The following is a 12336-nucleotide window of genomic DNA, read 5'->3' as shown; positions in this document are numbered from 1 at the left end:
GGGCCCGGGCGCGACAGGTGTGACGCGGGCCGCCCCGCCCGGGCGCTGTTGACCCGTCGCGCCCCAGCGAGTGATAGTTGCGAGCCGCACATCCAGGGTTGGGGACACATTGCACGCCGGGCACGAAGACACCATCGCGGCCTGCGCCGACGTCGAGGCGCTGCTGCGCGAGGGCCGCACCAGCGCGGCCCGCAAGGCGGCGCGGGCGGCGCTGTACACCGAGGGCCCCGACCCCCGCCTCTACGCCCTGCTCGGCCGCGCCTATGCCGCCGAGGGCGCACACGAGCACGCCGACCGGGCCGAAGCGGTGTTCCGTGAGGGCCTTGACGCCTTCCCCGACGACCTCGGTCTGCTCGCCGCCTACACCGATCTGTGCCTCGCCGACGACGACCCCGCACGCAACCGCAGGGCCGCCGAACTGGCCGCCCGGATAAGGGAGTTGGACCCGGACTCGGCGCAGGCGCAGTACGCGGCCGAGGTCCCGGGCGCCACCGGGCGGCCCTCCGACGCGCGGGTGCAGCGGCACGACGCGCGCCTCGTGCTCGCGGTCATAGGCCACCCGGTGGGCGCCGCACACCAGGCGTGGGACCAGGCGCGGTCCCGGCCCGCCGACGACCGTACCGCCGTACTCGCCGAGTCCCTGACCGCGCTGGCCCACCGGGGCCGGGCGCCCCTGCGCCTGCTGGTGCGGGCCCCGCTGGTCGGAGCCGTCGGCTGCTGGGCGTGGTTCGTGGGGGTGCTGCTCGCGGTGGCCGCCCTGGGCCTGCCGGCATGGACCGGTCTCGCCGCACTGGCCGGTCCGGCGCTCGTCCCGCTGCTGCATCTGGTGCTCGCCTCCGCCCGCCGCCGCGCCCTGGCCCGTCCCCAGGTGGCGGCCGCGCCGCCGTCCTCGCACAGCGCGTTTCCCGCCCTGCCTCAGGTGCCGCCGTACACGACCCGCGAGAAGACGGCGGCCGTGCTGGTCCTGGTCGCGGTCGTGACGGCGCTGACGGTCTTCACGCAGTACGCGGCACGCCGGTAGCCGCCGCCGTCGCGGGTACGGGTGTGGCGCCCGCCGGTCGCCGGGTGGGCCAGGCTGGGCCGGGGGTCAGGCGGACTTGATGGCGGAGATGTCGAAGGTGAGCTTCACCTTGTCGCTGACCATCACGCCGCCCGTCTCCAGGGCCGCGTTCCAGGTCAGGCCCCAGTCGGAGCGCAGGATCTCGGCGCTGCCCTCGAAGCCGACCCGCTCGTTGCCGTAGGGGTCGGTGGCCGCGCCGTTGAACTCCAGGTCGATGGTGAGCGGCCGGGTGACGTCCTTGATCGTCAGGTCGCCGGTGATCCGGTAGGCGTCGCCGCCGAGCGCCGAGGCCCCGGTCGAGCGGAAGCGCATCAGCGGGAACCGCTCGGCGTCGAAGAAGTCACCGCTGCGCAGGTGGGCGTCGCGGTCCGCGATGCCGGTGTCCACGCTGGCGATCTTGACGTCGATGGCGGCGGCGGACGCGGCCGGGTTCGCGCCATCCAGGGTCAGGGTGCCCTCGTGCTCGGTGAAGGAACCCCGGACGTTGGTGACCATGGCGTGGCGCACGGTGAAACCGATGCCACTGTGAGCCGGGTCGACGGTGTAGGTGCCGCTCAGGGCGGCGAGCGCGGGGTCCACCGGGGTGGCGGCGGGCGCGGGCGACTCGGGCGTGGCGGTGTCGCCGCTGTTCTTACGGCCGAAGAGACCCATGACGTACTCCTTCGCTGTGCGCCGCGGCCTGGCGCCGAAGCGGTTTAATGTTCAACGAGATTCACGGTAGAACTATTCCGTTCGAATTTCAACTACTTCGGGGAGTGGGTGGGGCGCGGCTTCGTCAGGCGGGTGTGGGGCGGCCTCGTTGAGCGGGTGTGGCGGGGCCTCGTTAAGCGGGTGCGGCGCGGCCTGGTAAGCGGGTGTGCGGGGCTCCGGAAGGCGGGTGTAGCGCGGTGTGGCGCGGTCCCGCTCAGGCGCCGGGGACGCCGGGCGGCATCGGGGCCGGCCCCAGGGTGGTCGTGCCCGGCGCGGCGCGGTGGCCGAGGCCGGTGCGGTAGGCGTCCATGGCCGCCTCCATGCGCCCGGCGCGGCGCAGCAGGTCGCCGAGCAGACGGCACAGGTCCGCCAGGTCGCCGCTCGCCCCGCTCCGTTCGAGCAGCCCGAGCGCGGTGACGTAGTGCCGCTCCGCCGCGTCGCTCTCGCCCTGCTCCTCGTGGATCAGACCGAGCAGGCGGTGCGCGCCGCCCGCGTGCACCGCGCCGTGCTGGTCGCCGAGCTCGGTGAGCGGAGTGAGCAGCGCCATCGCCTCCGCGTGCCGGCCGAGACGCCGCAGCACGTCCGCGAGTTCCACCTCGACCTGCGCCGTGAACAGGGCGGCCCGCTTGGCCGCGAGCATGTCCCGGGCCGTACGCAACTCCCGCTCGGCTGCCGGGAGTTGACCTTCCTGGGCGTGGACGTAACCGCGCATCCAGTGGCAGTGCGCCAGATCGGTGCGCAGACTCAGCTGGCGGTAGACGGACTGCGCCTTGGCGAGCGAGGCGTCCGCGTCGGCGAGGCGCCCCTCCGCCAGGAAGGTCCGCGCCACCTGCCGGTGCATCCCCGCGACCAGAGCGGGGTCGGCGACCCGCGGGGCCAGCGCGAGCGCCAGTTCGGCGGCGCGCGCGGCCCGGGCCTGGGCGCCCATGTCCAGATAGGGGCTGATGACCGCCGCGTACAGGAGCACCAGCGCCTCGGGGTCGGCCAGGCCGCTGGTGGTCAGCTCGTCGATGGCCGACTCCAGGAGGTAGCAGGCGTACCGCAGCTCGCCCGCCAGGATGTGGACGACCGCGCGGCCCCGGATCGCCCGGGCCCTGCGCGGCAGCGGTTCGGCGGCCAGGATCTGTTCGCTGGCCTCGAAGTGCCGCGCGGCGTCGGCGAGTTCGCCCAGCTCAAGGGCGCACTCGCCGAGCCCGAGCAGCGCCTCGGCGCGCTCCTGGTCCAGGCCGTGCAGTTCGGCCCGCGTCAACAGACCGCGATAGGCGAGGGCCGCCTCGTCGGCCTCGCCGGTCGCCAGCACGCGCTGGGCGTCGGTCAGAGCGAGCCGCAGCTCGGTGGCGAGGTGGGCCGGGCGGCCCGTGGCCAGCTCCTCGTACGTCGTGCCGAGCCGCCCCGCGAGATGGCGCAGAGCCGCCTCCGACGGGCGGACCTTGCCCGACTCCAGGGTGGACACATACGCCGGCGTATAGGCGGGCTCGGCCAGTTGGCGCTGGGTCAGGCCCAGTTGTGCGCGCAGCCGCTGAACTCGGCGGCCGATCACGGCAGGTGCGTCCATGGCGTCCCCTTGGCCCCAAAGCATTGCGCACGCCCCGTGCGCCCCCTAATTTAAGCAGGCCGTTCACCATATTTACGCGGCTACTTAACTCCCCTCACTCAAGGAGGACTTCATGCGCTCACCCCTGCGCAGGGGCGCCGTCAGGCATCGCGGTGGCGCCCGGCGCACCGGTATCGCGGCGGCCACGCTTGCCGGCGTCACCGTCCTGGCCGCGCTCGCCTCGGGACCCGGCACCGCGGCCGCCGCCGGACCGCCGCCACCACCGCCACGGCCCCAGGTGCAGGTCGAGATACCCGGACCCGAAGCCGGCTCCGGGCAGACCCCGGCGGGCTCGGGCCACGCCATGGTCCCGGTGAACGGGCAGGGCAGGCCCGCGCCGCACCTGTCGGCGCCCGCGGCCACCGCCGCCGACGGCCAGGTGACCAAGATGATCGACAACGGCTCGACCGCCGACCGCCTGGACGTCGTCATCGTCGGCGACGGCTACACCGCCGGTCAGCTGGACCAGTTCCACGCCGACGCCAAGGAGAAGTGGGGCGAGATCGCCGGCGTCGAGCCGTACACGACGTACCAGAACCTGTTCAACGTCTGGACGGTGGACGCGGTGTCCGCCCAGAGCGGGGTCTCCGGTGACCCGGCGCAGGGCGACGTGAAGAACACCGCGCTCGGCTCGTACTTCTGGTGCGACGGCGTCGAGCGGCTGCTCTGCGTCGACCAGGACAAGGTCGACTCCTACGTGGCCAAGGCGCCCCAGGCCGATCTGGTCGTGGTGCTCGCCAACAGCGCCAAGTACGGCGGGGCGGGCTACAACGAGCCGTCGAAGACGCTCGGTTACGAGGGCATATCCACCGCGTCCGCCGGGAACGCCAAGTCCGGGCAGGTCGCCATCCACGAGACCGGGCACTCGCTCGGGAAGCTGGCGGACGAATACTTCTACCCCGGCACCCCGGGCTACGAGCACTACACGGGGCCCGAGCCCGCCCAGTCCGACATCTCGACCCTGTCCGCCGACCAGATGGCGGCCCAGCGCCTCAAGTGGTACCGCTGGCTCGGCGAGACGTCGCCGGACGGGGGGACGGTGGGCGCGTACGAGGGCGGCGGCTACTACGTCACCGGCCTCAACCGGCCCACCGACGCCTCGATCATGCGGGTGCTCGGCAAGCCGTTCAGCCTGCCGGGGGTGGAGGCGATGATCGCGGGGTTCTACCGGCACGCGTCGATCGCGACGCCCGCGACGTCCACGGCGCGTACGTTGCGGCCGGGTGACACGGCCCGGGTGACGGTTCCCCGGCTGGCCGGGGCGCGGCAGTTGACGGTGCGGTGGTATCTGGACGGGCGGGAGCTTCGGCGGTACGCGGGGCGGGGCGCGGTGCCGGTGCGGGAGCTCGGGCTTGGGCGGGGGTCCCATGACCTCACGGTCCAGGTGGTCGACCGTACGCCCTCGGTTCGTGATCCCGGGATCGCGGCGGGCCTGCGGGGTTCGCTGCGCTGGCAACTCCACCGCTGAGGCCGGCGGGGCCGGCGCCGAGTGCCCGAACGCCCGCCCAACACGCCCCGCACCCCGGTTGCCGGGGCTCCGCCCCAGACCCCGTCCGGCCTGAACGGCCTCGTCCTCAATCTCCCCCAAGGCCTTAAGGGCCAGGGGGACCCCCACTACGGGCTGGGGATGCCTGTGCTGGCCAGCACGAGCCCTGCCAGGGGCGCGGGGAACTGTGCGAGGAGCGCCCACGGTCCGCACCCGAGCCCCCGGGGGCTCCGCCCCAGACCCCGTTCGCGCCTTGAGGGCGCTCGTCCTCAAACGCCGGACGGGCTGAGGTTGCTTGTATGGGCCAGCATGAGCCCTGCCCCGGGGTTGGCCCGCGCGGGCCAGCACGAACCCCGCCGGGGGCGCGGGGAACTGCGCGAGGAGCGCCCACGGTCCGCGGCCGGGGCCCCTGGGGCTCCGCCCCAGACCCCGTTCGCGCCTTGAGGGCGCTCGCGCGGCTGGGGATGGAGGTGGACGCGATCGACCCCTCCGCTATCTGCTCGTCTTCCGCGACGGCGGCTGAGGGGTCGAGGGCAGAACGGAAACACCGCCCACGGACCCGCGCGCCCGCGTCACCCGCTGGAAGCGCGCTGTCGCAGTTCCGGCAGGATCGACAGGCGGTGCCTGGCCCGCCCGGGGTCGGCCACGCGCAGGGCGAGCAGGTCCACCGCCGCGACCCCCACCGCCCGCTTGGGCGGCGCCACGGCCGTGAGCGGGATGTCGGCCAGCGCCGCGACCTCGTCGTCGTACGCCACGATCGCGAGGTCGCCCGGCACGGAAAGGCCCCGCGTCCGCAGCCGGGGGAGCAGCACGATCGCGTCGTGGTCGTTGTGGACGAGGACCGCGTCGAGCAGCCCGTCCCCGACCGCCCCGGTGAACTCGTCGAGCTGGGCGTCCCGGCGCAGCGGGTCGGCCTCCGGCGCCGTGATGGTGAAGCGCAGTGACTGCGGCGCGGGCAGGCCGAGGGAGGCGAGCCCGTCGAGGTAGCCCTCCTTGACCAGCGCGCTGTGCGGGCTGTCCGCGCGCACCAGGAGCCCGATCCTTTCGCGGCCCGAGCGCGCGAGATGGCGTACGGCAAGGCGCGCGCCGTGGGCGTGGTCGGTGACCACCTGCTCGGCGCCCGGCACGTCGTCCCCCGAGCGCCGCTCAACCAGCACGAAGGGCACGCCGAGCGCCGCGAGCCAGTCCTGGTCGCCGGGCGGCCCGCACGGCGCGATGAGCAGCCCGTCGATGCCGTGCGACAGCAACTGGCGCACCTGCGCCCGCTCTTCGTCGGCCCGGTACTGCGAGATGCCGAGCACGAGCCGGATGCCCCGGGCGGCGGCGGCCTCCCTTGCCCCCTGGATGACCTCGGGATAGTAGTAGTCGGCCGCCGGCACGACGAGGCCGAAGACCGGGCCCGGCCCGTCCGGCCGGGGCGCGGGGCCCGTCGGCGCCGGGTCGGGGAGCAGCGCGCCCCCGTGCACCCGGGCCACCAGACCGCGCTCGGCCAGCGCCTCCACGTCCCGGCGCACCGTCACCGCCGACACCCTCAACTCCTCGGCGAAATCGGTCACGCGCAGCGAACCGCGCTCCCGCAGCCGCCGCAGTATCGCCTGGTGCCTGTCCTCGGCATGCACGTGGCCCCGCCCCTCCCCGCCGGCTCCCGCCGACCGCCGTCAACCGCTGACCAGGAGCGTAACCCTCGTTGGATCGTTCGTGCGTGTTTCTGAGCGAACGATCAATTCTCGTGATGAATGTGCGAAGTATTGCGCGTTCTTTCGATGTCATGAGAGAAACCGCTCCATCGCGCCGCGCTCGCCCGGGCCTTCGCGCCCACCCCGTGCCCCTCCTTGTTCGCCCACGTTCCGGAGGTCCCGCCACCATGCCATCCCCCTCGGGCAGTTCACGCCGCACCTTCCTCGCCGCGTCCGGCACCGGCGCCGCCGCCGTCGCCCTTGGCCTCACCCTCCCCGCCACCCCGGCCACGGCGGCCGCCCCGATGAAGCCCCAACGTCCGTATGCGGCGGACGAGTTCGACACTCTGCGCCTGCGCTGGCGCGACCTCACGCTCGGCACCGGCTTCGACGCGACCGCCGAACCCTACGCCACCAAACTGGCCACCCTCGGCGCCGCCGCCCGCACGGCGCTCGCCACCATGGCCCCGGCAAGCGGATCCCTCTGGCCCGACCAGCCGCTCACCAGCCCCGCCACCGGCTCCGCCAACATGAGCGCGAGCTACACCCGGCTCAACACCATGGCGCAGGCCTGGGCGCAGCCCGGCACCGGAACCACCGGCGACCCCGCCCTGATCGCCGCCGTCGGCCGGGGCCTCGACCACCTGTACACGCGGATCTACAACGAGAACACCAAGTCCTTCGGCAACTGGTGGGACTGGCAGATCGGCAGCCCCCGCCTCCTCCTGGACACCGCCGTCATCGCGTACGACACCCTCACCGCCGCCCAGATCGGCCAGTACACCGCCGCCGTCGACCACTTCGTCCCCGACAGCGCCGTCGCCGTCTACGCCGGCACCTCCACCGGCGCCAACCGCACCGACCTGTGCCGGGTCCTCGCCACCCGCGGAGTGCTCGGCAGGAACGCCGCGAAGATCGCCCTGGCCCGCGACGCGCTCTCGCCCGTCTTCCCCTACGTCACCGGCGGGGACGGCCTGTACGCCGACGGCTCCTTCGTCCAGCACACCTGGATCGCCTACACCGGCTCGTACGGCGAGGTGCAGATCGACGGCCTGTCCCGGCTGTTCGCGCTGCTCGCCGGCTCCACCTGGGCGGTCACCGACCCCCACCGGCAGATCATCCTCGACTCCGTCGAGCGCTGCTACGCGCCCTTCATCCACGACGGACTGATGATGGACTGCGTCAACGGCCGCGCGATCTCCCGTCAGACGACCGACGACCAGCTCATGGGCCGCACGATCATGGCCCACATCGCCATGCTGGCCCTCGGCGCCTCACCGGCCGAACGCGACCGCTGGCGCGCCCTGATCAAGGGCTGGACACAGCGCGCCCAGACCACCCCTGTCCTCACCGACCAGCGCCTGTCGGTCGCCAACCTCGCCCTGCTGCGCGCCGCCGTGGACGCCGCGCCGAGCGTCGCCCCGGCGCCCCTGGGCCCCCGCCTCTTTCCCGCCATGGACCGCGCCGTGCACCGGGGCACCCGCTTCGCCGCGTCCCTGAGCATGTCCTCGAACCGGATCGCGTACTACGAGAACGGCAACGGCGAGAACCTGCGCGGCTGGAGCACCGGATCCGGCATGCTCGCCTGGTGGGGTGCGGGTTTCGCGGGTGATCAGTACAGCGACGGGTTCTGGCCCACCGCCGACCCGTACCGCATGCCCGGCACCACCGTCTCGCGCAAGCCGCTCGTGGACGGCGAAGGCGGCGCGTGGGGCGCGGCCCGGCCCGCCGTCACCTGGGTGGGCGGCGCGAGCGACGGAACGTACGCGGCCGTCGGCCAGCACCTCAAGGGGCTCTCCTCGACCCTGGTCGCCCGCGCATCGTGGTTCTTCGTGGGTGACGAGATCGTCTGCCTCGGCGCCGGCATCGCCGCGAGCGACGGCCGGCCGGTGGAGACCGTCGTCGACCAGCGCAACCTCGGCGCCGCCGGCACCCACGCCCTGACCGTCGACGGCCGCCGGCTGCCCGGGGCCCTCGGCCGCCGCGACACCTTCCCCCGGGCCCGCTGGGCGCACATCGCGGGCCAGGGCGGCTATGTCTTTCCCGGCGGCGCCCGCCTGGAGACCCTGCGCGAGGAGCGCACCGGCACCTGGCGCGCCATCAACACCGGCGGCACCACCGACCCCGTGGTCCGCCGCTACCTCACCCTCTGGTTCGACCACGGCACCGACCCCACCGGCGCCGGGTACGCCTATGTCGTGCTGCCCGGGGCCCGGCAGGGGGAGACCGCGGTGCGGGCCGCCGACCGCGACCGGGTACGTGTGCTGGCCAACTCGGCCTCCACGCAAGCCATTTCGGCCGCCCGGCTCGGGCTGCTCGCCGCCAACTTCTGGACGGCGGGCACGGTGGGGGGCCTGGGCGCCGACGGCCCGGCGAGCGTCCTCGTCCACGCGGCGCGCCGGACGGCGACCCTCTCGCTCGCGGCGCCCGAGCGCGGCGGGTCACCGGTCGAACTGACCTGGGACCGGCCGGTACGCTCGGTGACCACCCGGGACCCGAGGGTGGAGGTCCTGGGCACCGGCCGCGCGCTCCGCCTGCGGATCGCCCCGGGCACCGCCTGCGAGACGGTGCGCACGGAGGTCGTACTCGGCTGACGCCGGGGCGACCGGCGGCGTACGCGCAGGCGACGCGACGCTGACGCACCGGTTCCGCTTGGTTGTCGGAACCCAACAGATCTCAGGGCCTCCACGCTGTCGAGTCGGCCGCCTGGCGCAGGTCTACTGTCAGCCCCCACTAGGAAAGGGGTCCTGAGACTGTCTGGAGTCGACGGAGGAAATCCTTGGTCCCTTTCGTAGGGTCGGTACATGACCGTTGTGGACGAGACCCAGGGTGAGCCGACCGACACGCGTGGACGCGTGGCAGAACTCCTCGCCCTGCGCGAGGAGGCCCGTCGCGGGCCCAGTGAGCGCGCGACCGAGGCGCAGCACGCCAAGGGCAAGCTGACGGCGCGGGAGCGGATCGACCTGCTGCTCGACCCGGACTCGTTCCACGAGGTGGAGCAGTTGCGCCGGCACCGGGCCGTGGGCTTCGGCCTGGAGGCGAAGAAGCCGTACACCGACGGTGTGATCACCGGGTGGGGCACGGTGGAGGGCCGGACGGTCTTCGTGTACGCGCACGACTTCCGGATCTTCGGCGGCGCGCTGGGCGAGGCGCACGCGACGAAGATCCACAAGATCATGGACATGGCGATCTCGGCGGGCGCCCCGCTGGTGTCGCTGAACGACGGCGCGGGCGCCCGTATCCAGGAGGGCGTCTCCGCGCTCGCGGGGTACGGGGGGATCTTCCAGCGCAATACGCGCGCTTCGGGTGTGATCCCGCAGATCAGCGTGATGCTGGGCCCGTGCGCGGGCGGCGCCGCCTACAGCCCGGCGCTCACCGACTTCGTGTTCATGGTGCGCGAGACGTCGCAGATGTTCATCACGGGCCCGGACGTGGTGCGGGCGGTGACGGGCGAGGAGATCACCCAGAACGGTCTGGGCGGCGCGGATGTGCACGCGGAGACCTCGGGTGTGGCGCACTTCGCCTACGACGACGAGGAGACGTGCCTGGCGGAGGTGCGGTATCTGATCTCGATGCTGCCGTCGAACAACCGGGAGAACCCGCCGGTCCACGCCAGTGACGATCCCGCCGACCGTCGCTCGGAGGTCCTGCTCGACCTGGTGCCGGCGGACGGGAACCGTCCCTACGACATGCGCAAGGTGATCGAGGAGCTGGTCGACGACGGCGACTTCCTCGAGGTCCACGAGCGGTGGGCGCGGAACATCATCTGCGCGCTGGCCCGCCTGGACGGCCAGGTGGTGGGTGTGGTCGCCAACCAGCCGCAGTCGCTGGCGGGTGTGCTGGACATCGAGGCGTCGGAGAAGGCGGCTCGCTTCGTGCAGATGTGCGACGCGTTCAACATCCCGATCATCACCCTGTTGGACGTGCCCGGGTTCCTGCCGGGTGTCTCGCAGGAGCACGGTGGAATCATCCGGCACGGCGCGAAGCTGCTGTACGCGTACTGCAACGCGACGGTGCCGCGCATCTCGCTGATCCTGCGCAAGGCGTACGGCGGGGCGTACATCGTGATGGATTCGCAGTCGATCGGCGCGGACCTTACGTACGCGTGGCCGACGAACGAGATCGCGGTGATGGGCGCGGAGGGCGCGGCGAACGTCATCTTCCGCCGGCAGATCGCGGACGCTGAGGACCCCGAGGCGATGCGGGCGCGCATGGTCAAGGAGTACAAGGCCGAGCTCATGCATCCGTACTACGCGGCGGAGCGGGGCCTGGTCGACGACGTGATCGACCCGGCCGAGACGCGGTCCGTTCTGATCGCCTCCCTGGCGATGCTCAAGTCGAAGCACGCGGACCTGCCGTCCCGCAAGCACGGCAATCCGCCCCAGTAGGAACTCAGCCAGAGGAGACGCACGTGAACACCCCGAAGTCCAACTCGTCCGAGTCCCTGCTCCGCGTGGAGAAGGGCGACGCCGCCCCCGAAGAGCTCGCCGCGATCACCGCGATCCTGCTGGCGCGCGCCGCCGCCCAGCCCGCCCCCGCGCCCAAGCGCGGCCGCTCCACCGCCGGCTGGCGCCGCCTTGAGCGCACCCCCGGCTTCCGCGCCCCGCACTCCTGGCAGGGCTGACCTCCCGGGAAACGCCACGCGCCCCGCCCCCGCCCATCTGGGCGGGGGCTTTTTTTCGCTGGGCCCGCGCCCGAGCGCTGGGTACGTTGGGGCCCCGGGCCATGCGCACCGCGCCGGCCCGGGAGTGCAGAGAACGGGAAAGAAAGAGGGGGGAGAGGGCCGTGAACGAACCGGCCATCGGCACCTTGAAGGTGCCCGGCGCGACGTTGCGCTACGAGGTGCGCGGAGCGGGGCCCGTGCTGCTGCTCATCGTGGGTGGCGGCGGGGACGCCGGAATCTTCGAACCGGTCGCCGACGCGCTCGCCGACCGCTACACGGTGGTGACCTACGATCCGCGCGGCCACTCGCGCAGCCCGCTGGACGGGCCGGACGACGACCAGTGCGTGGCGACCCAGGCCGACGACGCCCGCCGGCTGCTCGACCGGGTGGCGCCGGACGGGGCGCCCGCGTACGTCTTCGGCACCAGCTCGGGTGCGATCGTGGCGGTGGAGCTGCTGATCCGCCACCCCGAGCGGCTGGCCCGGGTCGTCGCGCATGAGCCCGTCCTGGTCTCCCTGCTGCCGGACGCCGCAGAGCAGCACGCCTTTTTCAGCCACGTGGTGGCGACCTTCCACCGCGAGGGGGAGGGCGCGGCCATGGCCGAGATGAGTGCGGGGTGCGGTGAGGAGCGGGGTGAGAAGCCGGACCTGTCCGGGCTGTCACCGGGCATGCTCGCCACGTTCGCGCGGGTGCGGAAGAACTCGGAGTTCTTCCTGGGGCGCGTCCTGGGACAGTTCAGCGCGCACGTCCCGGATCTGGAGCGACTGGACGCGCACGCGGGCAAGTTGGTGCCGGCCGCGGGGTGGGCGTCGTACGGGCTTCGGCTCTACCGGCCGGCGGCCGCGCTCGCCGAGCGGTACGGGGTCGCGCTCGGGGAGTTCCCGGGCGGCCACGTGGGTGTGGTGACGCACCCCGACGAATTCGCCCTGAAACTAGACGAGTTGCTGCGTAAAGGACAGTGAGGCGGGCCCCCACCGGCGGCTCAGGTCTTCCCGCGCGGTCCCCCGCGCTCCTGGGCATCCGGTGTGGGCCCGCGTCGGTATCGCTCGCCCCGGCCGCGCGGCGTCAGCGCAGGCGTGCCATGAGGGCGTGTTCGACGAGGGTGATGAGGGCGCTCTTGGCGTCGGCGCGGTGGCGGGCGTCGGTGACGATGATGGGGGTGTCGGG

Annotated in this window: 9 protein-coding genes and 1 pseudogene; 6 read left to right on the top strand and 4 right to left on the bottom strand. The window is 73.2% G+C overall.

Going from position 1 to position 12336, the window contains the following annotated elements:
• Nucleotides 1–109 precede the first annotated feature (109 nt).
• On the top strand, nucleotides 110–1021 hold the full coding sequence (locus ACFYM2_RS25620) for a hypothetical protein (RefSeq protein ID WP_388839447.1): 912 nt from the start codon (nucleotides 110–112) through the stop codon (nucleotides 1019–1021).
• Between the two features lie 66 nt (nucleotides 1022–1087).
• Here ACFYM2_RS25620 and ACFYM2_RS25615 read toward each other — a convergent pair whose 3' ends face one another.
• Entirely contained in the window at nucleotides 1088–1711 is a 624-nt protein-coding gene (locus tag ACFYM2_RS25615) for a YceI family protein (protein WP_388839444.1), read from the bottom strand.
• A gap of 253 nt (nucleotides 1712–1964) precedes the next feature.
• Entirely contained in the window at nucleotides 1965–3305 is a 1341-nt protein-coding gene (locus tag ACFYM2_RS25610; protein ID WP_388839441.1) for a helix-turn-helix domain-containing protein, read from the bottom strand.
• Between the two features lie 112 nt (nucleotides 3306–3417).
• Between ACFYM2_RS25610 and ACFYM2_RS25605 the strand changes: the two genes are divergently transcribed.
• The gene (locus tag ACFYM2_RS25605) at nucleotides 3418–4812 is read left to right on the top strand and encodes a M64 family metallopeptidase (protein ID WP_388839438.1); all 1395 of its coding nucleotides are present in this window, start codon (nucleotides 3418–3420) and stop codon (nucleotides 4810–4812) included.
• Between the two features lie 590 nt (nucleotides 4813–5402).
• Here the strand turns inward: ACFYM2_RS25605 and ACFYM2_RS25600 are convergent.
• Complete coding sequence (locus tag ACFYM2_RS25600) at nucleotides 5403–6449, bottom strand: substrate-binding domain-containing protein (protein ID WP_359000443.1); 1047 nt, start codon at nucleotides 6447–6449, stop codon at nucleotides 5403–5405.
• Between the two features lie 245 nt (nucleotides 6450–6694).
• On the opposite strand from ACFYM2_RS25600, the gene ACFYM2_RS25595 reads away from it, so the two are divergent.
• The 4 genes from ACFYM2_RS25595 to ACFYM2_RS25580 all read left to right on the top strand — a co-directional run bounded on the left by ACFYM2_RS25595 (nucleotide 6695) and on the right by ACFYM2_RS25580 (nucleotide 12131).
• Nucleotides 6695–9100 carry a polysaccharide lyase 8 family protein gene (locus tag ACFYM2_RS25595; RefSeq protein WP_388839435.1) on the top strand — a complete coding sequence of 802 codons (2406 nt, stop codon included), beginning with the start codon at nucleotides 6695–6697 and terminating at the stop codon, nucleotides 9098–9100.
• A 210-nt stretch (nucleotides 9101–9310) separates the two neighbouring features.
• Nucleotides 9311–10894, top strand: a complete 1584-nt coding sequence (locus ACFYM2_RS25590; protein WP_350232865.1) for an acyl-CoA carboxylase subunit beta — start codon at nucleotides 9311–9313, stop codon at nucleotides 10892–10894.
• Between the two features lie 23 nt (nucleotides 10895–10917).
• Nucleotides 10918–11130: an acyl-CoA carboxylase subunit epsilon gene (locus tag ACFYM2_RS25585; protein ID WP_350232866.1), complete on the top strand. Its 213-nt coding sequence runs from the start codon at nucleotides 10918–10920 to the stop codon at nucleotides 11128–11130.
• Nucleotides 11131–11291: 161 nt separating this feature from the next.
• Nucleotides 11292–12131, top strand: coding sequence for an alpha/beta fold hydrolase (locus ACFYM2_RS25580; protein ID WP_388459421.1), 840 nt, complete (start codon nucleotides 11292–11294; stop codon nucleotides 12129–12131).
• A 103-nt stretch (nucleotides 12132–12234) separates the two neighbouring features.
• On the opposite strand, the pseudogene ACFYM2_RS25575 reads toward ACFYM2_RS25580, so the two are convergent.
• Nucleotides 12235–12336: pseudogene (locus ACFYM2_RS25575) on the bottom strand (ATP-binding protein); the annotation flags it as partial.

Source organism: Streptomyces sp. NPDC006711 (genome assembly GCF_042869775.1).
Taxonomy (GTDB): domain Bacteria; phylum Actinomycetota; class Actinomycetes; order Streptomycetales; family Streptomycetaceae; genus Streptomyces.
Note: the sequence above shows the minus strand (reverse complement) of the source record. Positions and strands in the feature narration are given on the sequence as shown.

Bases quoted from the DNA above. Each gene is read 5' to 3' on its own strand.
- ACFYM2_RS25615 (WP_388839444.1), bottom strand. From the start codon at position 1,711: ATGGGTCTCTTCGGCCGTAAGAACAGCGGCGACACCGCCACGCCCGAG.
- ACFYM2_RS25610 (WP_388839441.1), bottom strand. From the start codon at position 3,305: ATGGACGCACCTGCCGTGATCGGCCGCCGAGTTCAGCGGCTGCGCGCA.
- ACFYM2_RS25605 (WP_388839438.1), top strand. From the start codon at position 3,418: ATGCGCTCACCCCTGCGCAGGGGCGCCGTCAGGCATCGCGGTGGCGCC.
- ACFYM2_RS25595 (WP_388839435.1), top strand. From the start codon at position 6,695: ATGCCATCCCCCTCGGGCAGTTCACGCCGCACCTTCCTCGCCGCGTCC.
- ACFYM2_RS25590 (WP_350232865.1), top strand. From the start codon at position 9,311: ATGACCGTTGTGGACGAGACCCAGGGTGAGCCGACCGACACGCGTGGA.